This window comes from Polyangium sp. 6x1 (assembly GCF_029946515.1).
In the GTDB taxonomy this organism is placed as follows: Bacteria; Myxococcota_A; Polyangia; order Polyangiales; family Polyangiaceae; genus Polyangium.
The window spans coordinates 1-24373 of the sequence record NZ_JARZHH010000022.1 but is presented as its reverse complement, the minus strand read 5'-3'; the positions used below and the strand labels follow the sequence as shown (position 1 = coordinate 24373).

The 24373-nt window shown below is 69.9% G+C and carries 22 protein-coding genes; 18 read left to right on the top strand and 4 right to left on the bottom strand.

Annotation, left to right across the window (positions count from 1 at the left end; genetic code table 11):
* Window position 1 precedes the first annotated feature (1 nt).
* Entirely contained in the window at window positions 2-946 is a 945-nt protein-coding gene (locus QHF85_RS21415; RefSeq protein WP_281329110.1) for an alpha/beta fold hydrolase, read from the bottom strand.
* Between QHF85_RS21415 and QHF85_RS21410 the strand changes: the two genes are divergently transcribed.
* The 5 genes from QHF85_RS21410 (at window position 945) to QHF85_RS21390 (ending at window position 9061) form a co-directional block, all read left to right on the top strand.
* Window positions 945-4529, top strand: a complete 3585-nt coding sequence (locus tag QHF85_RS21410; protein ID WP_281329109.1) for a CHAT domain-containing protein — start codon at window positions 945-947, stop codon at window positions 4527-4529. The two genes, QHF85_RS21415 and QHF85_RS21410, sit on opposite strands and share 2 nt — an antisense overlap.
* A gap of 13 nt (window positions 4530-4542) precedes the next feature.
* Window positions 4543-5472: an ABC transporter ATP-binding protein gene (locus tag QHF85_RS21405; RefSeq protein ID WP_281329108.1), complete on the top strand. Its 930-nt coding sequence runs from the start codon at window positions 4543-4545 to the stop codon at window positions 5470-5472.
* Entirely contained in the window at window positions 5469-6302 is an 834-nt protein-coding gene (locus QHF85_RS21400) for a hypothetical protein (RefSeq protein ID WP_281329107.1), read from the top strand. Before QHF85_RS21405 ends, QHF85_RS21400 begins: the two co-directional genes overlap by 4 nt.
* Entirely contained in the window at window positions 6302-7375 is a 1074-nt protein-coding gene (locus QHF85_RS21395) for a hypothetical protein (protein WP_281329106.1), read from the top strand. The genes QHF85_RS21400 and QHF85_RS21395 overlap by 1 nt, the downstream gene beginning before the upstream one ends.
* A 147-nt stretch (window positions 7376-7522) precedes the next feature.
* A complete protein-coding gene (locus QHF85_RS21390; protein ID WP_281329105.1) occupies window positions 7523-9061 on the top strand; it encodes an ATP-binding protein in 1539 nt (512 codons plus the stop codon).
* A 10-nt stretch (window positions 9062-9071) separates the two neighbouring features.
* Here the strand turns inward: QHF85_RS21390 and QHF85_RS21385 are convergent, their stop codons facing one another.
* A complete protein-coding gene (locus QHF85_RS21385) occupies window positions 9072-9863 on the bottom strand; it encodes an alpha/beta hydrolase (RefSeq protein WP_281329104.1) in 792 nt (263 codons plus the stop codon).
* A 305-nt stretch (window positions 9864-10168) separates the two neighbouring features.
* On the opposite strand from QHF85_RS21385, the gene QHF85_RS21380 reads away from it, so the two are divergent.
* From QHF85_RS21380 to QHF85_RS21340, 9 genes are all read left to right on the top strand, one after another.
* Window positions 10169-10603 carry a helix-turn-helix transcriptional regulator gene (locus tag QHF85_RS21380; RefSeq protein ID WP_281329103.1) on the top strand — a complete coding sequence of 145 codons (435 nt, stop codon included), beginning with the start codon at window positions 10169-10171 and terminating at the stop codon, window positions 10601-10603.
* A 254-nt stretch (window positions 10604-10857) separates the two neighbouring features.
* Window positions 10858-11685 (top strand): CDP-diacylglycerol--serine O-phosphatidyltransferase, encoded by an 828-nt coding sequence (pssA, locus tag QHF85_RS21375; RefSeq protein ID WP_281329102.1) that lies wholly within the window; start codon window positions 10858-10860, stop codon window positions 11683-11685.
* A 66-nt stretch (window positions 11686-11751) separates the two neighbouring features.
* Window positions 11752-12147: a hypothetical protein gene (locus QHF85_RS21370; protein ID WP_281329101.1), complete on the top strand. Its 396-nt coding sequence runs from the start codon at window positions 11752-11754 to the stop codon at window positions 12145-12147.
* A 66-nt stretch (window positions 12148-12213) separates the two neighbouring features.
* A complete protein-coding gene (gene ccsA / locus QHF85_RS21365) occupies window positions 12214-13086 on the top strand; it encodes a cytochrome c biogenesis protein CcsA (RefSeq protein ID WP_281329100.1) in 873 nt (290 codons plus the stop codon).
* Window positions 13087-13093: 7 nt separating this feature from the next.
* The gene (hemA, locus tag QHF85_RS21360) at window positions 13094-14581 is read left to right on the top strand and encodes a glutamyl-tRNA reductase (protein WP_281329099.1); all 1488 of its coding nucleotides are present in this window, start codon (window positions 13094-13096) and stop codon (window positions 14579-14581) included.
* Window positions 14578-15474, top strand: a complete 897-nt coding sequence (hemC, locus tag QHF85_RS21355; protein WP_281329098.1) for a hydroxymethylbilane synthase — start codon at window positions 14578-14580, stop codon at window positions 15472-15474. Before hemA ends, hemC begins: the two co-directional genes overlap by 4 nt.
* Before the next feature lie 24 nt (window positions 15475-15498).
* Window positions 15499-17124, top strand: coding sequence for a 1,4-alpha-glucan branching protein domain-containing protein (locus QHF85_RS21350; RefSeq protein ID WP_281329097.1), 1626 nt, complete (start codon window positions 15499-15501; stop codon window positions 17122-17124).
* A gap of 42 nt (window positions 17125-17166) precedes the next feature.
* Window positions 17167-17760, top strand: coding sequence for a hypothetical protein (locus QHF85_RS21345; protein ID WP_281329096.1), 594 nt, complete (start codon window positions 17167-17169; stop codon window positions 17758-17760).
* A gap of 46 nt (window positions 17761-17806) precedes the next feature.
* Window positions 17807-18850 carry a hypothetical protein gene (locus QHF85_RS21340; protein ID WP_281329095.1) on the top strand — a complete coding sequence of 348 codons (1044 nt, stop codon included), beginning with the start codon at window positions 17807-17809 and terminating at the stop codon, window positions 18848-18850.
* Window positions 18851-18869: 19 nt separating this feature from the next.
* Here QHF85_RS21340 and QHF85_RS21335 read toward each other — a convergent pair whose 3' ends face one another.
* Window positions 18870-19733 carry a hypothetical protein gene (locus QHF85_RS21335; RefSeq protein WP_281329094.1) on the bottom strand — a complete coding sequence of 288 codons (864 nt, stop codon included), beginning with the start codon at window positions 19731-19733 and terminating at the stop codon, window positions 18870-18872.
* Window positions 19734-19866: 133 nt separating this feature from the next.
* Window positions 19867-20685, bottom strand: coding sequence for a hypothetical protein (locus tag QHF85_RS21330; protein ID WP_281329093.1), 819 nt, complete (start codon window positions 20683-20685; stop codon window positions 19867-19869).
* A gap of 154 nt (window positions 20686-20839) precedes the next feature.
* Here QHF85_RS21330 and rpsL point away from each other — a divergent pair, with 154 nt between their 5' ends.
* The 4 genes from rpsL to QHF85_RS21310 all read left to right on the top strand — a co-directional run.
* A complete protein-coding gene (gene rpsL, locus QHF85_RS21325; RefSeq protein ID WP_136932396.1) occupies window positions 20840-21238 on the top strand; it encodes a 30S ribosomal protein S12 in 399 nt (132 codons plus the stop codon).
* A gap of 46 nt (window positions 21239-21284) precedes the next feature.
* The gene (rpsG, locus tag QHF85_RS21320) at window positions 21285-21755 is read left to right on the top strand and encodes a 30S ribosomal protein S7 (protein WP_136932397.1); all 471 of its coding nucleotides are present in this window, start codon (window positions 21285-21287) and stop codon (window positions 21753-21755) included.
* 304 nt (window positions 21756-22059) lie between these two features.
* On the top strand, window positions 22060-24174 hold the full coding sequence (gene fusA / locus QHF85_RS21315) for an elongation factor G (RefSeq protein WP_281329092.1): 2115 nt from the start codon (window positions 22060-22062) through the stop codon (window positions 24172-24174).
* A gap of 3 nt (window positions 24175-24177) precedes the next feature.
* Window positions 24178-24373 (top strand): GTP-binding protein (locus QHF85_RS21310; protein WP_281329091.1); only part of this gene is annotated, 196 nt, incomplete at its 3' end.

The following is a 24373-nucleotide window of genomic DNA, read 5'->3' as shown; positions in this document are numbered from 1 at the left end:
TTCACGGCTTCGGGTGCGCGAGGAGCCACTCCACCACCTTAGGAGCGAAATTCGCGCCGAGACCAGGGACGTGCGTCCCGCCGTCGATCGTCCAGAGCTCGGCCGCGCCGCCGGCTTTGCAGCCCGTCGTGTATCGCGTGACGCTGGTCTCGGCGCCCTCGATCGTCGCGTCGAGGTCGAGCGCTTCCCCCGCGGAGGGCGTGAGCGCGCAGCCGTTTTTCTCGGCCCATTGTTCGGTCGTCGCCACGGCGCCGGGAATACTCACGCCCATGATCGACTCGCCGTCATAGGGCACGGTGTCGTCCGCCGTGCCGTGAATTTGCAGCACCGCGACGGGTTTTTCGGCCGGGCATTTCGACGGATCGCTCCACGTCGCGCCCGCGAGGCTCGCGATGCCGGCGACGAGGTCCGAGCGGTCGCAGGCCAGCCGGTGCGACATGAAGCCGCCGTTGGAATGACCCACGAAATAGACGCGCTTCGGGTCGACCTTGTAATGCTGGCCGATCTCGGTGACGAGGCCCGAGAGGTAGGCGACGTCGTCGACGCCCACGCTACCGAAATCGCAGCACGCGTCGGTCGCGTTCCAGAAGCGCTTCGAGTCCGCGTCGGGCGTGCCGTCCGGGTGCGCGTACAAGAAGCCGTGCTGGTCGGCCTGGGGTTTCAATTGAAAGAGGAGCTCCTGGACGAGGCCGGAGGCGCTGTAGCCGTGGAGCAGGATCACGAGCGGGGAGGGTTTGGCCGGGTCGAGGCCGGGCGGGACGTGGACCGTGACGGGGCGATCGCCGCCGACCACGAGCTCGCCGGGATCCTCGCCGCCCGAGCCGCCGGCGCCGCCGGCGCCTCCCGAGCCCGCGGTGCCGCTCGACCCCGAGGGATTCGAGGCGCAGGCCAGGGCAAAGAACAACGGGATGGATGCGAAGACGAGGGAGGGGTAGAAGCGCGTCATGGCGCGAGCTTACCGCACGTTCCGTCGGATCTCCTCGGTGTTGCTGCTCGCGGGGGGGACGCTCGCCGCGGCGCCGGGGATGGGCGCGCCGCCGCCGGCGCCGAGCGCGGCGCCCGCGAAAGGACCGCTCACGAGCGCGCAGCAGGCGGCGCTGGCGGAGTCGCAGACGCTCGTCAGCGAGGCCCAGAAGCTGCTCGAAAAGGAGCAATACGACGCGGCGCTCGCGCCGGCGCAGAAGGCCCTCGTGATCCGGGAGAAGATCGATCCGGAGAGCGTGTGGACGAAGATGAGCCTGCGCCAGATGGCGGACATTCACGAGGGGAAAAAGCAGTACGCCCGCGCCGTGCCGTACCGGGAGAAGCTGCTCGCGATCGTCGAGAAGAGGCCGGACAACGAGGCGGATGTTCGCTATCGCATCCACGAGCTCGCGAAGGTGTTGCAAGCCGCAGGCGAGCACGCGCGCGCGATCACGCTGCTCGACCGTGAGATCGTGCTCGCCGTGAAGGCGGGCCGTGGCGTGGAGGGGGAGGCCTCGATCGGGCCGATCGCGGCGAGGGCGGAGTCGCTGAAGGCGCTCGGGCGGTACGACGAGGCCGAGGCGGCGCTGCTCCGCGCGATCAAGATCTGCGAGGACGTCACGCGCGATCGAAAACCCTATTCGTATCTGCTCACGAACCTCGGCCGTTTGTACCACGAGACCGGCCGCTACACGCGGGCCGAGCCGGTGCGCGCGCAGGCCGTCGAGCGGAGCGCGGACGTGGGGGGATTTCGCTTCAACGCCACGAGGGAGATGGCCGAGCTCGCGGAGACGCGGCTTGCGCTGCAGGACTATCCGGGCACGCAGGTCGTCCTCGACGAGATCGTGGCCATCATGCAGGAACGCGCGGGGGAAGCGAGCCTCGCGTACGCGACCGCGCTCGTGGCGCGCGCCGTGCTCGACGTGGAGATGGGGGCGTATGACCAGGCCGAGCCGAGGCTTTTGCGCGCGCAAGCGATCCTCGACAAGAACGCCGAAAAGGGGAAGGACGCGCCGGAGCTGCGGGTCGCCTTGCAGCGGATCCTCGGGCGCATCGCGACGCAGAAGGGAGATTTTTCCCGCGCCGAGGGGCTGCTTTTCCGCACGCTCACCCATGACGAAAAGACGAAGGGTCCAAAGGACAAGTCCGTCGCCGCGGTGTCGGCGGACCTCGCCGAGCTCTACCGGCGCGCGCAGAAGCTCGAAAAAGCCGAGACCCACGCGGCGCGGGCGCTCGCGATCCTCGACGAGGTCTTGCCGCCCATGCACCCGGATCGGGCCGAGGCGCGGGCGATCCTCGGGCGCATCCGCGAGATGCGCGGAGACGCGGCGGCCGCGAAGAAGCTCCACGACGAGGCGCTCGCGGCGCGTGAAAAGACGTTCGGAAAGGAGCACCCGTTCGTCGCGGCGTCGCTGCTCGATCTCGCGGATCTCGCGCGGCGGCAGGGGGGGCTCGGGGCGCAGGGCGCCAAAGGCGAGCCGAAGCCCCGAACGTCGGAGAACGGGGGCGAAGCCGAGGGGCATTACAAGCGGGCGATTTCGATCTTCGAGAAGACGTTCGGCGCCGAGTACGAAAAGGTGGCGGCGGTGCTCGAAGGGCTCGCCGCGCTCTACGTGGATACGGGCAAGCAAGACCTCGCGCTCCGCGCCGCGACGCGGGCGGCCGAGATCCGCGAGCGGCAGGCGGCGCTCGTGATCGCCGGTGGATCCGAGGCGCAGAAGCGCGCGTTCGTCGCGACGATGCGCGTGGGGACCGATTTCCTGACGAGCCTGCACGCGCGGACGATGCCCGCGGACGCGGACGCGAAAAAGCTCGCGCTGACCACGATCTTCCAGCGCAAAGGGCGCGTGCTCGACGTCATGGCGAGCTCGAACGCGGCGCTCCGGCGCAAGCTCGGGCCCGAGGAGGCGAAGCTCGCGGACGAGCTCGCCGCGGCGCGCAGCGAGGTCGCGCGGCTCGCCATGCGAGGGCCCGCAGGCGCGCCGCTCGACGAGTTCAAAGCAGAGATCACGCGGCGCGAGGAGAAGGCGCGCGCGATCGAGGAGCAGATGGGCGGGCGGAGCGACGTGTTCCGCGCCGAGGAGACGCCCGTCACGATCGAGCGCGTGCAAGCCGAGGTGCCGGCGGGGACGGCGCTCGTGGAGCTCTCGTTGTACGTGCCGCGGCGCTCGGCCGACACGGACATGCCGAGCCGCGACGGGCCGCCGCGCTTCGCGGCGTACGTGCTCGACGCCTCGGGGAAGGTGGCGTTCGTCGATCTCGGCGAGAGCGCGCCGATCGAGGAGGCGACGAAGGCGCTGCGCGAGACGCTCACGTCGTCGCTCGACAAGGATCCGAAGCCGCCGGCGCGGGCGCTCGACGAGCTCGTCATGCGCAAGATCCGGCCGCTCGTCGGGGGAAAAACCAAGCTCATGATCGCGGCCGACGGCGCGCTCTCGCTCGTGCCGTTCGCGGCGCTCGTCGATGAGGATGGGCGGTATCTGGTCGAGCGGTTCGAGATCTCGTACCTCACGAGCGGGCGTGATCTCCTGCGCCTCTCGCGCACGGCGCCGTCGGGGCAGGGCGCGCTCGTCGTGGCGAACCCGGCGTTCGGGCGGCGTGAGCAGGGGGAGAGCGCGCTCGTGATGCTCGGGGACAAACCCGACGCGAAGACACGTGGCCTCGAAAAGGCGTACTTCGAGCCGCTGCCGGCGACGGCGGCCGAGGCGCGCGCGCTCGCCCCGATCCTGCCGGGCGCCGCGGTGCACGTGGACCTGGAGGCGACGGAGTCGACGCTGAAGAAGGCGCACGCGCCGCGGATCGTGCACGTGGCGACGCACGGGTTTTTCCTGTCCGCGAAGGGCGCGGCGGCGCGCGCGGCGGCGCCGGGGGGCGGGGGCGCAGCTCCGATCGAGGAGCGTAGCCCCCGCACGTCGACCAACGAACGGGGGCTCGAGCTCGAAGCAGCACCGGACTGGCTGCCGGACGATCCGCTGCTCCGCTCGGGGCTCGCGCTCGCGGGGGCGAACGCGAGGAAAGGCGGCGGCGGCGAGGACGGGATCCTCACGGCGCTCGAGGCGAGCTCGCTCGATCTTTGGGGCACCAAGCTCGTCGTGCTCTCGGCGTGCGAGACGGGCCTCGGCGACGTGCAGCGCGGCGAGGGCGTGTACGGCCTGCGGCGCGCGCTCGTCGTGGCCGGCGCCGAGTCGCTCGTCGCGAGCTTGTGGAAGGTCGCGGACGAGGAGACGCAGCGGCTCATGGTGAACTACTACCAGCGCATCACGAAGGGCAGCGGCCGGAGCTCTGCGCTCCGGGACGTGCAGCTCGCGATGCTCGCCGACGCACCCACGTCGCACCCGTACTTCTGGGCGAGCTTCGGCGTGTTTGGGGATCCATCGCCGATGGGCCCGCTGGTCGAGGTCATTGGCGATCGGCGAATACCGCACGAACCGCCGCGGGTCATGCCGGTCATGCCAGGCCCGCGTGGGTGCACGTGTGCGCTCCCCGCGTCGACGGGGGAGGGGCCGCTCGGGCTCGTGGGGCTCTTCGGGTTCCTCGCGCTCGTCGCGCGGCGCCGGCATCGGTGATAGGGTCTCGGCCATGCTGGCCATCGAGGCCCGGGGGCTGCGCAAGACGTACGGCGGCGGCTTTTCGCGGGGCGCGGGGAAGGAGGCGCTCGCGGGGCTCGATCTCGGGGTCGACGAGGGCGCCGCGTTTGGCCTGATCGGGCTCAATGGCGCGGGAAAGACCACGTTCATCAAGGCGCTGCTCGGCGTCGTGCGGCCGAGCGCGGGCGTCGTGCGGGTCCTCGGCAAGGACCCGGAGGATCCGGCCGCGCGCGGGCAGGTCGGGTATCTGCCCGAGCGCCTCTTTTTGCCGCACGCGTTCACACCCGTGCAATTCCTGGCGAGCGTGGCGCGGCTGAAAGGGATCCCGCGGGCCGACGACGAGGTGCGTCGGCAGATCGGGCGGGTGGGTTTGTCGGGGGAGGAGGGGCGGCGCATCGGAGGTTTTTCCAAGGGAATGCGCCAGCGGCTCGGGCTCGCGGCGGCGCTGCTCGGCGGGCCGATGCTGCTCGTGCTCGACGAGCCGACGGACGGCGTCGATCCGCTCGGTCGGGCCGAGATCCGGCGTATCCTCGCGGAGGAGCGGGCGCGGGGCGCGACGTTGTTTCTGAATTCGCACCTGCTGTCGGAGACGGAGCGGGTCTGCGATCGGATCGGCATTCTCTCGGGCGGGCGGCTGCTCCGCGAAGGGCCGATCGAGGCGCTTTGCGGGAGCGAGACGCGGTATCGCGTGCGGTTTGCCCCGCCCGTCGACGCGGAGGCGCTCGCGGTGTTCGGCTATCGGCCCGGGGAGGGCGAGGGGGTGTTCGTCGTGGATGCGCCGGATCCCACGGCGCTCAATGATCTTTTGGATCAGGCGCGGCGCACGGGGGCGCGGCTCGTGGGGCTCACGCACGACGTGCGGGATCTCGAGGACGTGCTGGCGGAGGCGCTCGGTCAGGGCGAGGAGCGGAAGCGCGCGTGAAATCGTTTGTCGTGGCCAGGGATCTCCTGCGCGAGGCGGCGTCGCGGCGCTGGTTCCTCGCGCTCGGCCTCGGGATCACCCTGGGGCTCGTGGTGATCGGTTTGTCCTTGCGGATGGACGTCGTGGACGGGGCGCTCGCGGCGACGCGGCTCTTCGGCAAATCGGTGAACACGCAGATCCGCGCGGCGGACGTGGCGCTGCGGCCGGTGTTCGTGGCGTCGTCGTATCTGATCTTTTACGGGGGCCTGCTCTTCGGCGTGGTCGCGTGCGCCGATTTCGGCCCGAGCCTGCTCGCGCCGGGGCGGATCGAGCACCTGCTCTCGCTGCCGGTGCGGCGCTTCGAGCTCGTCGTGGGCACGTTCCTCGGCGTGCTCGCGCTCGCGCTGCTCGGCGCGCTTTATGGCGCGGGCGGGCTCGTCTTGATCTTCGGCGTGAAGACGGGCGTGTATTCGGGGCGGCTCATCGTCTCGGCGTTGCTCGCCAGCGTGACGTTCTCCGCCATTTACGGCGCGATGCTGACGGTCGCGATCGCGGCGCGCAGCGCGGCGCTCTCGGCGGCGTCCGGGGGCGCGCTCGTCCTGCTCGGGATCGTGGCCGGGGAGCGGGAGCGGATCGCGGAGTTTTTCGATCCGGGGATCTCGCGCTCGATTTTTCGGGGGCTCACGTTGTTCTTGCCGCGGGTCTCTTCGCTCGGGCGCTCGGCCGCGGAGATCGCGGGGTCCGAGCCGGTCGATCCCGCCGCATTGACGAGCTTGCTCTTCGGGCTCGTGGTCTTCGGCCTCGCAGCGCTCTCGCTCGGCATTCACCTCTTCGAACGGAAGGATTTCTGATGAGGATGAGACGGGTGGCCTGGCTCGTCGCGTTCGCCGCGCTCCTCGGGCTGTCGGCCTTCTTGATGTCGCGGGGGGACAAACCCAAGAAGCCCGAGCGCGTGCTCAAAGCCGAGTTCCCGCGGTTCCCGAAGGCCTGGGAAGAAGAGCGCAACCGAAAACGGAGGACCTTGCCGCCCGCGGCGCCGAAGCCCGGGGAGGAGGAGAGCGTTCTGCGAAAGCGGGATCCGCTGCTCGTGGCGTTGCCGATCGAGAAGGGCAAGAGCGCGGTCGTGTTCGAGGTCGCGGCGCTGAAGGAGTCGCCGATCGGGCAGATCTGGCTCGATTGCATGCTGGAGGAGCAGGCCGAGAATCAACGCCGCGGGCGCGGCCGGGAAGTGTTCAAAGAGCAGTTCGGGATCGACCTTTTGAAGGACGTCGATCGGATCGCGATGTCGTCGAGCAAGGTGGCGATCCTATCGGTCGCAGAGGGCGCGGCGAAGTTCGACAGGAGCGGCTGGCCGAAGCGCTCGTTCGGCGAGAAGGGCACGATCTGGGAGGACGCGGAGGGCCGCGGCGTGCTCGGGGCGTGGGGGGACGAGATCGTCCTCGCCGGCGCGGACGTGAAGGAGATCGAAGCGGCGATCGAGCGGCTCGAATCGAAGTCGCCGCCGCGCGATTCGTCGATCCCGGAATGGTCGGTGTACGGCGACATTTACGGGGTGCTGTCGCCCGACGAGCTCGCCGACATGTTGCCCGAGGGGCAAGGCGAGATCGCCGCGCGGATCCGGGCCGCGATCGACCGCGTGGATCTGCACGTGGACACGTCGGAGGACGTGGCCATCGTGGCGGACGTGAATGGTGCGAACGAGGCTGACGTGACGGATCTCGCGAAATCGATGGGCGCGGCCCTGAGCCTGGCCCGCGCGGGCGCCGAGGACGAGGGCGACGAACGGCTGCGGGAGCTGCTCGATTACGCGACGATCAAGCCGCGGGGCGGGCGATTCTCGTTGGACGTGGCGCTGCCGCTCGAGGTGCTCAAGGAAATGGGGCCGTGCCGCAAGCGCGACGCGGCGCCGTCCCCCTCTCGGTGAGGGAAAATGCGACCCGGAAGCACACCACCCCGCCGCCCGCGGATGGTGATGTGGCCCCCGGGTTTGACGTGTGAGCGCGCGACGTACCACCCGTGCTCGATTTGGGGTTCGCTTGACGCCCCATCGGCGCCCTGGGATCCTGCGCCCATGTCCCGCCGCTTCAACACGGCTGGCCCGAACGATCCAGCGCGGCACCACACGGTCCCCGCGCTGTCCCGTGTCCCCGGCGTCCGGGAGCTCATCGAGCAGGGCAGTTACTTCATCCTCCACGCCCCCCGGCAGACCGGCAAGACGACCGCGCTGCTCGACCTCGCCTCCGGGCTGAACCGGGAGGGCAAGTACGTCGCCGCGGTGCTCTCGCTGGAGCCCGGCGCCGCGCTGACGAGCATCGACGCGGCCGAGCTCGCGATGCTCGACTCGTGGCGATACGACCTCGCCGCCTACCTGCCCGCCGACGTCTCGGTCCCGCGCTGGCCCGACGCGCCGCAGGGAAACCGCATCGGCGCGGCGCTCTCGGCGTTCTCCCAGGAGGCGCCGCGGCCGCTCGTGATCCTCCTCGACGGCCTCGACTCCTTGTCGCGCGACGTGCGGGGCTCGCTGCTCCGCCAGATCCGCGCGGGCAAACCGCGCCGCCCGCGCGCCTTCCCCTGGTCGATCGGCTTCGCCTCCGTGCGCGAGCCCCGCGAGCTCGACGCAGGCCAGGCGCCTTCGAGCTCCCGCGCGCCCGCGAGCTCGACCGGCCTCGACGCCGAGGTGCTCCCGCTCCAGGGGCTCTCGCGAAACGACGTGGCGACGCTGCTCCAAGGGCTGGAAGAGCGGACGGGGTTCGAGCTCTTGCCCGGCGCGATCGATCGCGCCCACGAGCTCACGCAGGGTCATCCGTTCCTCGTGAACGCGCTCGCGCAGCGGATCGCCGACGGCTCCGACGGTCGCAAGGGACCGCTGACGGCGGTGGACATCGAGCGGGCCAAGGATCTCTTGCTGGATCGGCGCGGCGGCCTGCTCGACGAGATCGGCGATCGCATGCGCGACGGAAAGCTCCGGGCGGCGCTCGAGCAGATCCTCGCCGAGGTGCAGCGCGAGCCGCCGGCCGAGGACCTGCGGGCCGCCTTCGATCTCGGTCTCGTCCGACGCCTGCCCGACGGGACGATCGCGCTGGCAAACCCGATCTTCCACGCGCTCGTCGCGCGCCTCTTGCCGGGCGCGGTGCGATCGGTGTTCCCGGTCGGACAGCCTCCGTGGGTCGGACCCGACGGGCGGCTCGACACGGATCGGCTGCTCGAAGCGTTCCTCGATTTCTGGCGGCGGCACGGCGACGCGCTCTTCTCCAGCGCGCCCTACGGCGAGCTCTCGCCGCTCGTGCTCACGGCGTTCTTGAACCGCGTCGTGAAGAGCGGCGGCCTCATCGAGCGTGTCTACGCCATCGGCCGCGGCCGCATGGACGTGTGCATCCGGCAGGGCGGAGCTGCGGTCGCGCTCGTGGTGAAGGTGCGTCGTGATCGCGATCCGGATCCGATCCCCGAGGGTTTGTCGCAGGTCGACGAGGCGCTCGCGCGGCTCGGGATCGACAACGGCTGGCTCGTGGTGTTCGATCGGCGCAAGGGCGTCTCGCCCGTCTCGCAGCGGCTCGGCGCCGTGAAGGAGAAGACGCCGGCCGGACGTGAGGTGATGCTCGTCCGGGCTTGAGCCACGCGCGTCACGATTGGAAGCGCATGAAGTCGCCGAGGATGGCGGCGAACTCGTGCGGTCGCTCCAGGAAGGGCGACGGTCCGGTGCTCGGCATCTCCGCGACGACGACGCGCGCCTCCGCGAGGCGCGAGAGCGAGCGCGACGAGGTGCCGCCGCGGCTGCCCGTGACGAAGAGCGCGGGCACGGACAAACGGGCGAGCCGCCACGCGAGCGAGCCCTCCTCGGCGAGCGCGACGATCTCGCGGCCCCACGCGTGGAGCAGGCGCGCGTCGCAGGGGACGCGGCTCGGCTCTTCGGCTGTCGTCGCTCCGCGCGAGGCGCGCCTCACCGCGTCGCGCAGCGCGCTGATGCCCGGGCCTCCGAGATCGGTGAGGGTCAGCTCCGCGGCGGGGCGGAGGCACGCGCAGTCGTCGATGCACTTCGGGCCGTCGACGTCCACGACGGCGCGGACGAGGCCCGGGTGGCGCTCGGCGATGAACATGGCGAGTGTTCCGCCGAGGCCGTGTCCGACGAGCGCCACGCGCTCGCCGAAGCGTCCTCCGAGCCACCGCGCGAAGTGATCGGCGAACGCCGTGAGCGGCGCGGGCCGCGGGGCCGGGACGCTCCGCCCATGGCCCGGCAGATCCGGCACGACGTGGCGATGCGAGGCGAGCCGCGCGTGCAGCGCGACCGCCTCGAACACGAGCCCGTGTCCCGCGAGCCCGTGCAGGTACACGAGCGGGGTGCCCCGCGCGGATGGGTGATAGTCCCGGACGAACATCCCTGCATCCACCCCGTGCGCCACATCGACCGACAGCATCCGTCCCCTCCTCGCGCCGCTCCGATCCGGGCCCGAGCCCTCTCGGGGGAGGCCCGATCCGGTCTGCCCGAACCTACCGACTTCGCGTGTTGTCCGATCCCTGTCTGGCCGGAAGCCTCACGGGTCGTCCGGCTCGTTCGCGCTTTCCCAATCGATGCGCGAGGCGGGCTACAGGGCGCGCTCTCGCCGCCGAAAACCGCGGAAAAGGGCGGGCGGATCGACACGTACGGGGCGGCCTCCGGGGCCTCCCGTGGAAGTTTGTCTAGGAAAACCAGTCCACGCGCGACTTTGGGTACCGTGCCCACATGCCGCGACGACGCGAGCCCGATCCGTTTGCCCTCCAAGTTGGTACCCGCATCAAGCAGCTCCGGGAGGAGCAGGGCCTCACGATGGAGAAGCTCGCCTTCGAGAGCGAGCTCGGCTCGAAGGGACACCTGTCGAACCTGGAGCGAGGGCTCGCGAGGCCCACGATCCACACGCTGCGGGTCCTCGCGGAGCGGCTGGAGGTCGACGTGCTCGACCTCCTCACGTTCCCCGAGCAAGGCGATCGCCAGAAGCTCGTGGACCTGACGCGTCACCTCGGGCGCGGGACGATCCGCAAGCTCTTGAAGGACATCCTGAAGGACATGGCGCCGCTCGAGGCCTCGAAGGAGCCCGCGGCCGCGGCGCCTCCGCCGAAGAAGGCCGCCAAGCGGCGAAGCGCGCCGGCGAAGGCGCGGAAGAAGAAGCGCTCGTCGTAGATCCGCATTTCGTTGCTGGTCAAACGGATCGGTTCTCCCACGGACGATCCTGCGGCCCCGCGTTCCGTCAAGGGATCGACGCTCGTGGGTTCGGGGTGCGAAGCGACGTATCCACTTCCATCCCAGCGCGAGCGCGCGGTGCGTAACACGCTTCCAAGGATCGGACGAAATGTGTCCGTTCTTTGGGCTTTGCTTGCGTCTTCGCGCACTGCGTCGTTACGCTCGTCATCCTCATGCGCTGGAGGAGTAGGACGATGGGGAAGGGCATCCGGCTGCGAAAGTTCGAGCTCAAGAAGACGCTCTTCTTGCTGCCGAACATGATCACGCTGACGAGCATCTTCTGTGGCTTCGACAGCATCCGGACGTCGGCGACGGCGCAAGGCGAGGCGGACTTCTACCGCGCCGCGTTGCTCATCGTGTTCGCGATGTTCTTCGACACGCTCGACGGCCGCGTCGCGCGGGCGACGAAGACGCAGAGCGCGTTCGGGCTCCAGATCGACTCGCTCGCCGACGTGGTGTCGTTCGGCGTGGCGCCGTCGCTCCTGCTCTACCAGTGGACGCTGAACCGGTTCGGCACGCTCGGGCTCGTGGCGTCATTCATGTTCACGGCGTGCGGGGCGATCCGGCTCGCGCGGTTCAACGTGCTCTCGACCGGCGACGACGGCAAACCCTCGAAGCCCTCGAAGTACATCGTGGGCCTGCCGATCCCGGGCGCCGCGGGCATCCTCGTCTCGCTCGTCGTGGCGAGCCACGCGGCCGGCGGGATCCTCGGGCGCGCCGAGTACGCCGTGCTCATGCTGGCCGTGACGATCGGTTTGTCGATGCTGATGGTGTCGACGATCCGGTTCCGCTCCTTCAAGGACGTGAAGCTCAACGCGCGGACGGCCCTGCTCGTCGTGTTCATGGTGGGCTCGTCCGTCGTCGTGTCCTTGAAGATGCAGCCGGCGTTCGTGCTCGTGTGGCTGCTCGGCTGTTATGTGACGATGGGGATCCTGGAGTCGCTCTGGCATCTGCCCCGGCGTCTCCGCGCGAGCCTGCTCGCCAGGGATTCGACCGAGCCGCCGCCCGCGGCCTCGACCTGAACCTGGGGCGTTCGGAACGGCTTTGACTTTGCGGCAGGGCCGAACCATGTAGACTGCGCGCCGTCCATGAAGAATCGCGTATTTTTCCCGCAGGTCGCGCTCGACGAGTGGCTGGTCGAGGACAGGGTCGACCTCAGGAACGACGAGCTGACGATCAAGAGCGAGGGGCGAAAATACCGCATCATCGAGGCGATTCGCGTCATGAGCGAGGTCAGCGGCTCGCCCGACAGCCACGAGCTGCTCGGCAAGGTGAAGTCGAAGGCCTTCCTCGCCGAGCTCGGCGCGGAGATCCTGGAGACCTCGATGATCCTCGGAGACAACGCGTACGACGTCGTGCCTGGATTCGTGGGCGCGCCGGTCGGGACCTTCGCGGATCACCAGCGCGGCGGGCCTCCGTCGCAGACCCGGAACCTGACGACCGACGAAGATCTGCTCGCGGCGTTCCTCGCCACGAAGCTCTGACCCTTCGATAGAGTTCCGCGCGCATCGGCCTGCCGCCGCACAAAAGACGCGCTACCTTCTCCCGCCATGACACGCGCTCTCTCCACGGGGACGTTCTTCGTGGCCGTGTTGCTCTACGGGGCAGCGAGCGCCCTCTTTTTCCTCGACATCGCCCGCAAGGAGACGCGGATCAACGCGTCGATCGGCTCCGTGCCGCCGCCGCGGCGCATGTCGCACGCCGCGACGATGCTCGGCGTGGCCGCGGCGTTTCACCTCGCATACGTGACGTTCGCGAGCCTCGTCGCGCGCGTGTGCCCCGTGACCTCGGTGCATTTCTCGCTCTCCATGGCGTCCATCCTCGCGATCGTCGTGTACCTGCCGGCGCGGCGCTGGTTCCGCATCGACGCGATCGGGTTCTTGCTCGCGCCGCTCGGGCTCGTCTTCGTGCTCGGCACGTTCTTCCTCGGTCAGCCGGGGCCCGCGCATCCGCTGAGCCCCGTCTTCCTCGCGCTGCACGTGCTCGCGAACCTCGCGGGGACGGCGCTGTTCCTGCTCGCGGGCGGCGCGGCGATGCTCTACCTCGTCCAGGAGAAGCGCCTGAAAAAGAAGCGCACGGATCGCCTGCGGATCGGCAACCTGCCTCCGCTCGAGGTCCTCGATCAGGCCGTACACCGCTTCCTCGTCGCGGGCTTCCCGCTGCTCACGCTCGGCGTGCTCACGGGCACGATCTGGGCGAAGAGCCTGGAGAACGGCTCGGTCGAGGAGATCCTTCGGGCCGTGCTGGGGTACGCGACGTGGCTCGTGATCGCGGCCGTGCTGCTCCTGCGCGCCGCCGCGGGGTGGCGCGGGCGGCGGGCGGCGTACGGGACGATCGCGGGGTTCTGCTGCGTGGCCGCGGTGCTCGTCGTCTACCTCGTGCGACCCATGCTCGAGCTCGGCTCGCCGAGGATCGGAGGCTAGGGCGAGCGTGATCGTCGTCGTCGGCCTCTCCCACAAGACAGCGCCGATCGCGGTGCGCGAGCGGCTCGCCGTGCAGCGCGACGCGCTCCCCGCGCTCTACGAGCGGCTCCTCGCGGAGCGGGCGATCGGGGAAGCCGTGGTGCTCTCCACGTGCAACCGCGTCGAGGTGTACGCCGCGCCGCCGCGCGGAGGTTCGCTCGAAGCGACGAGCCGCGCGACGATCAGCGCGCTCATGGCGATCGGCGGCGACGCCGTCGCGATGCACCTCGGGCGCAAGGAAGGGGGCGACGCGGTGCGGCACCTCTTCCGCGTGGCCTCGTCGCTCGACTCGCTCGTCGTAGGCGAGCCGCAGATCCTCGGGCAGCTCAAGGACGCGATCGAGCTGTCGCGGGAAGGCAAGGCGCTCGGACAGACGCTCGGCAAGGCGATGCTCAGGGCGGTCCGCGTGGGCAAACGCGCACGGAGCGAGACGGCGATCGGCGAAGGTCAGGTGTCGGTCTCGAGCGTGGCCGTGGATCTCGCGCAGGAGATCTTCGGGGACCTCGCGGGGCGCAAGGCGGCGCTCGTGGGCGCGGGCGAGATGGCCGAGGCCGCGGCGAAGCTGCTCGCGAAGGCGGGCGCGAAGATCATCGTGCTGAACCGAAGCCCGGCCCGCGCGAAGGTGCTCGCGTACGACGTGGGCGGCGAGCCGCGCGGGATGGCGGAGCTCGAACGGACGCTCGGCGAGGTCGACATCGCGATCGGATCGACGTCGAGCCCGACGCCGGTGATCACGGTGGATCTCGTCAAGCGCGTGCGGAAGGTGCGGCGCGGCAAGAGCCTGTTCTTGATCGACATCGCCGTCCCGCGCGACGTGGAGCCCGCCGTGAACGATCTCGACGGCGTCTATCTCTACGACGTCGACGACCTCTCGCAGATCGTGGCGCAGTCGCTCGAAGGTCGGGCCGCGGAGGCGGCGCGCGCCGAGGCGATCGTCGAGGAGGAGGCGCGCGCGTTCGAGCACTGGACGCTCGAGCGAGAGCTCACGCCGACGATCGTCGCGCTCTTCAGCCGGACGCGCGCCGTGCTGCTCGCCGAGCTCGAGCGGAGTTTTGCCGGGCGCCTCAAGCACCTCGGCGCCGCCGAGAAGGAGGCGCTGCTCGTCATGGTCGACGCCGCGACGAACAAGCTGCTCCACGCGCCGGTGACGCGCCTCAAAGAGCTCGCGGGCGACGCGCGCGCCGAGGGGTACGTCGAGGCCGTGCACGATCTCTTCGACCTGTCGGCGCTCCCTCTGTCGGCGATCTCCCTGGAGGGCGGCGACGCCAGCGCGATCGACGGAGCGATCACGCTGAAGGCCGCGGGCACGAACGGCAAGGCGCAGAGCGCATCGTCGGTCCTCCCGCGCGGGGCGGCGCAGGCTTCGGCCGCGGGCTCGCCTGCCGCGGCGCCACTCGCTTCGACATCGTCCTCCGCCTCCCCGCGGGAGGTTGCGGGCGCAAAGGATCTCGGATGACTCGCCTGATACTCGCCACTCGTCGCTCGGCCCTCGCGCTCGCTCAGTCCCGCGCCTTCGCGCGCGCCCTCGTCGAGGCCTCGCCCGGCCTCGACGTCGGCGAGCTCGAGGTCGTCACGTCGGGCGACAAGATCACGGATCGGCCGCTGCAAGAGGTCGGCGGCAAGGGGCTCTTCGTGAAGGAGCTCGAAGAGGCGCTGCTCGACGGTCGCGCCCACTTCGCGGTGCACTCGTACAAGGACGTGCCCGCCGTGATCCCGGACGGGCTCGTGATCACGTGCGTGCCGCGGCGCGAAGATCCGCGCGACGTCTTCATCACGCGGACGGGCGCGACGCTCGCGGACCTGCCCGCGGGCGCGCGCGTGGGGACGTCGAGCCTCCGGCGCGCGGCGGCGATCGGCGTGGCGCGGCCCGACCTCGTGATCGTGCCGCTGCGCGGGAACGTGGACACGCGGCTGCGCAAGCTCGACGAGGGGCACGTGGACGCGATCGTGCTCGCGCTCGCTGGGCTCAGGCGTCTCGGGCTCGAACGACGCGCGACCGAGATCCTCGATCCTGCCGTGATGCTGCCCGCGATCGGGCAAGGCGCGCTCGGGATCGAGTGCCGCGAGGCCGACGAGGAGACGCGACGCGCGCTCGCGCCGCTCGACGATCCCGAGACGAGCGTGCGCGTGGCGGCCGAGCGCGGCGTGATGGTCGCGCTCGGGGCCGACTGCCGCACGCCCGTGGCGGCGCACGCCGTGCGCGTGAACGAGGGTCTCTGGCTCCGGGCCATGATCGCCGAGGCGGACGGGACGCGTCCGCGGATGGGCGAGCGGCGCGTCGCGTGGCCGAGCGCGGCCGAGGCGACGCGGGTCGGTCTGGATCTCGGGCAAGAGCTTCTCCGCGCCTGAGGGCGCTCGCTTATCCTGCGGCCGATGCTGGGATACGTCGCGATCGTCCTGCACGCGCACCTGCCCTGGGTGCGCCACCCCGAGCACGCACGCCCGCTCGAAGAGCGATGGCTCCACGAGGCGCTCTGGGAGTCGTACCTGCCGCTGCTCGACATGCTCGCGCGGCTCGAAGCAGACGGGATCGCGGCGCGGATCACGGTGTCGGTGTCTCCGACGCTCGCGGCGATGTTCGCCGATCCGCTGCTTCGAAAGCGCTTCGTCCTGCACATGGATCGGCTGGACGAGCTCGCCGCGCAGGAGGCGCGGCGGACGAGCGGCGACGCGGCGCTGCGCCCGATCGTGGCGTTTTACCGGGCGCGGATCGAGGCCACGCGCGCGGCGTGGGAGCGGATCTCCGGCGACGTGCTCGGCGCGCTCGCGGGGCACGAGGATCGCGGCTCGATCGAGCTGCTCACGACGAGCGTGACGCACGCGTATCTGCCCGCGCTCACGCGTTCGTCCGCGCGCGCCCAGGTAAAACTCGGCTTGCGCGCGTTCGAGGCCCTCGTGGGGCGAAGGCCGCGCGGGCTCTGGCTGCCCGAGTGCGGCTACGATCCTTCGTTCTTGCCGGAGCTCGCGGCAGCGGGCGTGGGGTACTCGGTGCTCGACGCGCACGGCCTCGAGCTCGCCTTGCCGCGTCCTCCGCGGGGCGTGCTCGCGCCGATCCTCTCGCCCGCGGGCGTCGCGTTCTTTGGCCGTGATCCGCGTGCCTCGCGAGAAGTCTGGTCACGCGAGGTCGGCTATCCGGGCCACCCGGACTATCGCGATTTCTACCGCGACATCGGCTTCGATCTGCCGGAAGCCGCACTCGCCGGGGAGATCGGCCCGGGCGGCGCGCGCCTCATGACGGGCCTCAAGTACCACCGCATCACGGGCCCCGGGTCTCGCAAGGAGCTCTGGGATCCGGCCGCGGCCGAGGCGCGCGCGCGCGCGGACGCCGCGCATTTCGTCGCCGAGCGGGCCGCCGCGCTGCGCGCAGCGCAAGGACGAGGACCCCGGCCCGTCGTGGTGGCGCCGTACGACGCCGAGCTCTTCGGCCACTGGTGGTTCGAAGGACCGATCTTCCTCGAACACGCGCTCCGCGCTCTGCATCACGCGGAGCTTTCGGGCGAGATCGCGCCCGTGACGCTCGGCGCCTATCTCGCGGCCGAGCCTGCGCTCACGGTCGCCGAGCCCTCGGCCTCGTCGTGGGGCGAAGGGGGCTTCGGTGAGGCGTGGCTCGGGCGCGCGCTCGAGCCCGACCGCACGGAGGGCATGTCGCCGGCGCACCTCGTGCGGCACGTGCGGCATGCAGAGCAGACCGTGCAGGGGCTCGTGCGGGCGCGGCGCGGCGTGGACGGGCTCGCAGGGCGCGCGCTCGATCAAGCGATCCGCGAGCTCGTGCTGCTCGAGGCGAGCGACTGGGGCTTCATGATCCGGCGCGGCGAGATGGCGACGTACGCGGCGGCGCGGGTGCGCGCGCACGCGAGCCGCGTAGATCGGCTTTGCAGGCTCGCGGGGCGCGACTGGCTCGGCGAGAGCGAGGCGCGGTGGATCGAGGCGACGTGCGAGCGGACGCCGTTTCTCGCGGGGCTCGAAGGCGAGCGCTTGCGCGACGCGTTCGACGTGTGACGCACGCATCTTCGCCCTTGTCGATCCGCCCCTGGATCACGGATGCTCCTCTTCGCGATGCGTGTTCGTTCGAGCTGGTCCCGTCTCGCATCCCTTTTGCCGTCGTGCTTTGCGCTCGCGTCGATCGCCTGCGGAAGTGATCTCTTCCACTCGACCGACTGGGCCACGCGCTGCGACGTGGATCCGACCGCGAAGGGCTGCGCCGGGCAGGGCGGCGGAGCTGCGGGATCAGGCGGTGCCGGGGGCATGGGCGGCGCCGGTGGATCGGGCGGTGCAGGGGGCATGGGCGGCGCTGCGGGAGCGGGCGGCGCAGGGGGCATGGGCGGCGCTGCGGGAGCGGGCGGCGCTGCGGGAGCGGGCGGCGGCACGAGCGGAGGCGGCCCCTGCATCCCATGCGCCAACCTCGCGGGCGCGGGCGTGGCGAAACCTGCCGATGTCCCCGTGTGTCCAAGCTCGGTCGACATCTACACCTTGCTCGACCAGTGCCGGTGCGAGGCGATGAGCGTGTGTTCCTCGAGCTGCTCGTCCACGCCAGCGTGCGGCAACACCGGGACGGACGTGGCGGCGTGTGACGCGTGTGTCGAGACCTCGTGCGGCCCCTACATCCTCTCCTGCCTCGCGCAAAAGACGCCTTGAGCGGCACGAGTTGACAGCGATCGCCGCGCGTGGAGACGATCGCTCCATGCTTCGCTCCGATCCCCTGCTCGGGCTTGGTCTTGCTGGTCTCGTGTTCGCGGCTGCGTGCGGCGGCGGAGGTGAAGGCAACGCCGCGTCGTCGTCGTCGGGCGGCGGATCCGAGCCCGTGTGCACGAGCGACGCGCAGTGCGGCGCGAGTGATCCTTGCAAGATTGCCGCGTGTGTCGCTGGCGCATGCGTCGAGACCCAGGCGCCCGAGGGCAAGCTCGTCCTCGACGGCCTCGTCCCCGGTGATTGCAAACGCAAGCATTGCAAGGCCGATGGGACGATCGAGGAGGTCTCCGACGAAACGGACAAACCTGAGGACTACAACCCCTGCACGCTCGACACGTGCACCGAGGGCGTGCCGCTCCACGCGCCGGATCCTGCGATGGAGGGCGCGGCGTGCGGCGCGAGCAGCATGATGATCTGCTCCGCTGGCCAGTGCGTCGGTTGCACCGATCCTTTGCAGTGTCCGCAGGGCGGCCTCTGCCACGTCGCCGTGTGCAATCTGATGGGCATGACGGGCGCGTGTGGCCTCGAGATCGCCGTCGGCAAGGGGGTCTCGAACGTCGATCCAGGCGACTGCGTGCAGGCCGTTTGCGACATGAACGGCCTCATCGTCCCCGCGCCCGCGCCGCTCGAGATGCCCTCGCCCGACACCAACGAATGCGACGTCGAGTCATGTGGCGAGAGCGGCGCGATCGTTCACACGCCGCAACCCGACGGCACCACGTGCGGCGGATCCTCCACGTGCAATCCGAGCTCGTGTTCGGCGGGCGCGTGCGTGCAGATGATGCCCTTGCCGGGCACGGACGTCCTCACGGAGACGCAGGTGCCGGGCGATTGCCGCCGCACCGTGTGCGACGGCATGGGAGGCACGCTCGATCAGCCTGACGACGCGGACTTGCCCGATGATCCGACCCCGAGCGACTGCACGATCCCCGTGTGTTCGAGCGGCACGCCATCGACGGGCCCCGCGATGCAGGGCACGATGTGCATGGCGGGCGCTCTGCCCGGCACGTGTGATGGGAGCGGCAACTGCAAGTGACGTCGCGGGCGCGACGTGATCAGAACGCGACGCGAAGCCCCGCGGACGTCGGCCCGACGAGCAGACGCAAGCTCGTCTGCGGCGCGGCCGGCGGGGTCGTGGAGGGCGCGCCGGGCGTGGTCTCGTCGCTCTTCACGGGCACGCGCTTGCTGCCGATCACCCACAGCGGCACGCCCACGCCGAGCGCGACGACGCCCGTGATCAGGACGCCGTAGCCCACGGCTTGTTGCGTCTCGTCGGCGCGTGTCTCGCAGATCGTGGGCCCGAACTGCGAGTCGCAGTAGATCGGGATCTGGTTCGCCGCGGTGCTCGCGATCGCGGAGCCCGCGAGCACGCCGACGATGCCCGCGGTCGTGGCCAGGATGCCGCCGACCATCATCGCCGTGCTCTTGCGCTCGTAGCGCGGCGGCGGAGGCTGCGGCTCGCCGTAGTAGGGGCCGTAGTACGGATATCCGTACGGGTATCCTTGTTGCGGCGGACCGTATCCGGGCGGAGGCGGGCCGTACTCGCCGCCTTGCGGAGGCGGGCCGTATCCGGGCGGAGGCGGGCCATAGCCGGGCGGATATCCGTATCCCGCGGGCGGCGGCGGTGCGGGCGGCGGCGCACCTGCGCTCGTACCGCTCGGCGGCGCACCTGGAGCGGTGCCGGGAAGCGCGCTCGGCGCGGGCGGAGGTGCGGCGAGCGGAGGCGCGGCGGGCTGCTGCGCCGGGGCCTGCGCCGTGCTCGGCGGAGGCGGCGCGGGCGGCACCTGCGCGTGCGCCGCGGGCCCGATCGAGAGCACGGAGAGGCCCAGCGCGGCGGCTGCGACGCACGCGAGGGAAGCGCGCGCTCGGCGAGCGGCGGGCGTCGCGCGAAGAAGCTCCGGATCCGGCAACGTGGGCATCGAGGACTGTCCTTTCGGAAGGAAGGGGCCTGGGCGAGGGGAGTCGAGGCCTCGCGGACCGGGCTCGCTCTTACGATAACGAAAAACGAGATGCACGTGGCGCGTCAAGCGTGCTCCCGCGTCGAGGGCGCGATCACTCGTAGGCATCTTCGGCGGAGCGGCTCGGCGCCTTCGGCGCGGCGGGCTTGCTCGCGCCGCTCTTCGGCGCGGCTTTGGGCTTGCCCGTGGGGGTCGCCGTCGGGCTCGCGGCCGGCTTCGACGCCGCCTCCTTCGTGGCGGGCGGCTCTTCCGCGGACACGGTGGCGCTCGCCTTCGTGGCGGGTTCGTCCGCGGCGGGCTTCGGTGCCTCCGCGGGCGCCGCCTGGATCGGCGGCAGCGGCAGCGACGCGGGCCTCGTCTCCGGCGGGGCCTCGGGCTTCGGCGCGGGCTTCTTTTCCTGCGTGTTCGTGGTGGGTTTGTCCGGCTGAACCGTCGGCGACGAACGACCTTGCCCGAGATAGACGAACACGAACGCGATGGCCACGAGGCCGAGCAGCACGAGCACTGCGTGCTCCGTCTTCGGGCCCTTCTTCTTCGCGGGCTCGATCGCTTTGCTCGCGCTCGCGTCGCTCTCCTTCGCCGGCGTCGCTTCCGCGGCGCGTGCGGTCGCCTTCGCGGACTTCTTTTCTGTCTTGATCTCTGGCTTTTTCGTCTCGGGCGCAGCGCTCTCGCTCGTGACGGTGTCCGAGGTGGTCTTCGTGGTGGCCTTCGTGGCCTTTCGCGTCGCGGCTCGGGCGGCTACACTCGAAGGGCTCGTGGCCTCCGTGGGGTTCGTCCCACGGGGGGCGGCCGGCGATTCCTTCGCCGGGCTGGCCGTCGCGGTCGGCTTGGGGACGGACGTGGAGACCGACGGCGGACGCGCGGCGCGCGCTCGGTTCTCCTTGCGCTGGGCACGGGAAAGCTTTTTGCTCACGATCCGACGCTAGCCGAAGCGGGTTCGATCAGGCAAAACCTCGGATCCAGGGCAAGAAAAGCAACCTGGTCCGCAAGTCCGTTCTCGGACGGCTTGACATGGCCCCTTCGCCGAGTATCCTCCGCGTCCCCCGATTCCGGGTAGACGAACCACCATGCCGACCATCAGCCAGCTCATCCGAAACGGCCGCGAAGCCGCTCGTTACAAGACGGCCTCTCCGGCGCTCAAGTCCTGCCCGCAGCGGCGTGGCGTGTGCGTCCGCGTGTACACCACGACGCCGAAGAAGCCGAACTCGGCCCTCCGCAAGGTGTGTCGCGTGCGCCTCACGAACCAGATGGAGGTCACGAGCTACATCCCGGGCGAGGGGCACAACCTGCAGGAGCACTCGGTCGTGCTCATCCGCGGGGGTCGCGTGAAGGATCTGCCGGGCGTTCGTTACCACGTCGTGCGTGGCACGCTCGACGCCTCGGGCGCCGCGGGGCCGAGCTCGACCAACAAGGCGACCCGCAACCGCAAGCGCTCGAAGTACGGCGTGAAGCGTCCGAAGAGCTGAGCCGAGCTCGCTCTCCCCCGATCACAGTCCGCCAGAAGGAAGCACCATGCCTCGTCGACGTGAAGTTCCGAAGCGCAGAATCATTCCGGACCCGAAGTTCAAGGACAAGCTCGTCGCCAAGTTCACCAACTCGCTCATGTTGAGCGGGAAGAAGGCGACGGCGGAGAGCATCCTCTACGGCGCGTTCGACGTCATCCGCGACCGCTTCAAGGAGGAGCCCATCGAGGTCTTCCGGAAGGCGCTCGACAACGTCAAGCCGAAGCTCGAGGTGAAGAGCCGGCGCGTCGGCGGCGCGACCTACCAGGTCCCGGTCGAGGTTCGGCCGGAGCGTCGCGTGGCGCTGGCGATGCGGTGGCTCGTGACGTACTCGCGTTCGCGCGGCGAGAAGACGATGCGCGAGCGCCTCGCGGCCGAGCTCATCGACGCGGCGCAGAACCGCGGCAACGCCGTGAAGAAGAAGGACGACACGCACAAGATGGCGGAGGCGAACAAGGCCTTCGCGCACTACCGCTGGTGATCGTTCGGACCTAGAGCGGTCGGACACGGCAGGAGATACGTCGAGCGAGATGGCGAAGGCGACATAAGGATCGGGTTACGTGCTCGAACATGGCGGAGCGAAGCGCTCCGCCAACGAACGTACCCCGACACCCTCTCCAGGTTCTCGAAGCACGCCAAACGGAGGCGGGCAGGGCTGGAGAGGGTGTCGTGCGTTCGGGGTTCGAAGCGACGAACGGCGCAGGCGACGACGACCCAGACGAAACCTAGCAACCGATACCGACGCCCCGACATCTGCAGAGACAAACCGACCGCAGGAGGAAGCAGTGGCCCGCGAATACAGCCTGGAGCGCACGAGAAACATCGGGATCATGGCCCACATCGATGCGGGCAAGACCACGGTGACCGAGCGCATCCTCTATTACACGGGCGTCAACTACAAGCTGGGCGAGGTCCACGAGGGCGCTGCGACCATGGACTGGATGGTCCAGGAGCAGGAGCGCGGGATCACGATCACGGCTGCGGCGACGAACTGCTTCTGGGAGCCGAAGGAAGGTCCGAACGCGGGGCTCCGGCACCGCATCAACATCATCGACACGCCGGGCCACGTGGACTTCACGATCGAGGTCGAGCGCAGCTTGCGCGTGCTCGACGGCGCGGTCGCGGTGTTCGACGGCGGCAACGGTGTCGAGCCGCAGAGCGAGACGGTCTGGCGTCAGGCGGACAAGTATCACGTCCCGCGGATCGCGTTCATCAACAAGATGGACAAGATCGGCGCGGACTTCGACATGTGCGTCGACTCGATGAAGGACCGTCTCGGCACGAACGCGGTGGCGGTGCACTACCCGCTCGGCGCGGAGGACAAGTTCCGCGGCGTCATCGACATCGTGCGGATGCGGGCGGCTGTCTTCGACGATGAGACGAAGGGCGCCGAGTACAAGTGGGAAGCCATTCCCGCGGATCTCGTGGCGAAGTGCCAGGAGCTCCGGGAGCGCCTCATCGAGGCGTGCGCGGACGCGAGCGACGCGGTGATGGAGAAGTTCGTCGCCGGTGACATCGCGTCGATCACCGAGGAAGAGATCTACGCGGCGGTCCGCGCGGGCACGCTGAACTTCAAGCTCGTCCCGGTGCTCTGCGGCTCGGCGTTCAAGAACAAGGGCATCCAGCTCTTGCTGGACGCGATCATCCAGCTCCTGCCGTCGCCGGTCGACATCCCGCCGGTGCAGGGCACGGATCCGGACAAGAAGGACAAGGTGGTGACGCGCAAAGCGGACGACAAAGAGCCGTTCGCTGCGCTCGCGTTCAAGGTGATGAACGACCCCTTCGGCCACCTCACGTACTTCCGCGTCTACTCGGGCACGGTCGAGAGCGGCTCGAGCGTCCTCAACTCGACGCGCGGCAAGCGCGAGCGTTTCGGGCGCATCCTGCGCATGCACGCGAACAAGCGTGAAGAGGTCAAGACCTGCTACGCCGGCAACATCTACGCGGCGGTGGGTCTACGCGACACGCGCACGGGTGACACGCTCTGCGAGGAGAAGCACCCGGTCGTCCTCGAGCGGATGGAGTTCCCGGACCCGGTCATCTCCATCGCGATCGAGCCGAAGACCAAGGCGGATCTCGACAAACTCGGCGTGTCGCTCCAGAAGCTCATGTTCGAGGACCCGTCTTTCCGGACGTACACGAACGAGGAGACGGGGCAGACGATCATCGCCGGCATGGGCGAGCTGCACCTCGAGATCATCGTCGACCGCCTGAAGCGCGAGTTCAAGGTCGACGCCAACGTGGGCAAGCCCGAGGTCGCCTATCGCGAGACGGTGACGCGCAAGGTCACCGACGTCGAAGGTCGGTTCGTCCGGCAGACCGGTGGGCACGGTCAATATGGTCACGTCGTGATCGATCTCGGCCCTGCGCCGCGCGGCGCTGGGTTCGTCTTCGTCAACGACATCACCGGCGGCATCATCCCCAAGGAGTTCATCCCCTCCGCAGAGAAGGGGATTCGAGACGCGCTCGGGCGCGGGGTGCTCGCTGGTTATCCGGTGGTGGACGTCGAGGTGCGGCTGCACTTCGGCAGCTACCACGAGGTCGACTCGTCGGGCCCTGCCTTCGAGGTGGCTGGCTCGATTGCGTTCCAGGAGGCAGCCAAGGGCGCGGGCCTTGTGCTCCTGGAGCCGGTCATGTCGGTCGAGGTGGTTTGCCCGGAGCAATACCTCGGCGACGTCATCGGCGACCTGAACAGCCGTCGCGGGCGGATTCTCGACATGGGGCAGCGGGGAAATGCGCGCGTCGTGCGCGCAGAGGTTCCGCTCGCCTCGATGTTCGGCTACGCGACGGACGTGCGTTCAAAGACGCAGGGCCGCGCGACGCACACGATGCAGATTTCGAATTACGCACCAGTCCCGGTCGCGATCCAGGAAGAGATCGTCGCCAAGCAGCGAGGTTAGGCAATGGCCAAGGAGAAATTCAGTCGAACGAAGCCCCACGTGAACGTCGGCACGATCGGTCACATCGATCACGGCAAGACGACGCTCACGGCGGCCATCGTCAAGGTCCAGTCCAAGCAGAAGCTTGCGAAAGAGATCAAGTACGCCGACATCGCCAAGGGCGGCACCGTTCGCGACGAGACCAAGACGGTGACGATCG